Here is a 990-nt window from a genome sequence, read left to right on the forward strand (position 1 = left end):
GCCGCAGACGATCAGCAGGAAATCGGGCAGCAGCAGCAGGGCATTCGACATGCGGCCCGAGTGTGCCAGTGACACCCCGCTCCCTCGTGCTTTCCCGCTTCGTAGTTTCCACACTGCCGCCGTCCGGCGACGGGAGCAGGATCGCTCACAATGCCCCTCGTTTCGTGCTTCGACTCATCCGCAACAGGAGACACCATGCAACGCAGAACACTGATCGCCGCCGCTGCCCTCGCGAGCGCGCTGCTCGCCATCCACGGCGGCGCCCAGGCCCAGGCGTACCCGACCAAGCCGGTGCGGCTGGTCGTGCCCTTCGCGCCCGGCGGCACGACCGACATCATTGCCCGCGTGGTGGCCGAGAAGATCAACGGCCCGCTGGGCCAGACGATGATCGTCGAGAACAAGGCCGGCGGCGGCGGCTCGGTGGGCGCCAACGAGATCGCGAAGGCCGCCCCCGACGGCTACTCGCTCGGCGTGGCCACCGTGTCGACGACCGCGGCCAACCCGGCGATCAACGCGAAGATCCCGTACAACCCGATCACCGACTTCACGCCGATCATCAACGTGGCGGCCACGCCGAACGTGATCGCGGTGCACCCCAGCTTCCCGGCCAGGGACTTCGCCGGCTTCCTGGCCGAGCTGAAGAAGAACCCCGGCAAGTACTCGTTCAGCAGCTCGGGCACCGGCGGCATCGGCCACCTGCAGATGGAGCTGTTCAAGAGCCTCTCCAACACCTTCGTCACGCACATCCCCTACCGCGGTGCGGGCCCGGCGCTGAACGACACGATCGCCGGCCAGGTGCCGATGATCTTCGACAACCTGCCCTCCGCCCTGCCCTTCATCAAGGATGGCCGGCTGATCCCGATCGTCGTCGCGGCACCGACGCGCCTGGCCGTGCTGCCCAACGTGCCGACCTTCAAGGAGGTCGGCTTCGAGGGCGTCAACCGCATGGCGTTCTACGGCATCTACGGGCCGAAGGGCCTGCCCAGGGAC

Annotated in this window: 1 protein-coding gene; it reads left to right on the forward strand. The window is 67.8% G+C overall.

Features of this window, described 5'->3' with window-relative positions; genetic code table 11:
* Positions 1–195: 195 nt before the first annotated feature.
* On the forward strand, positions 196–990 hold a 795-nt coding region (locus AC1D15_RS34335; protein WP_477829591.1), incomplete at its 3' end, for a tripartite tricarboxylate transporter substrate-binding protein.

The sequence above is a fragment of the Rhizobacter sp. P2_H2 genome (assembly GCF_056403375.1).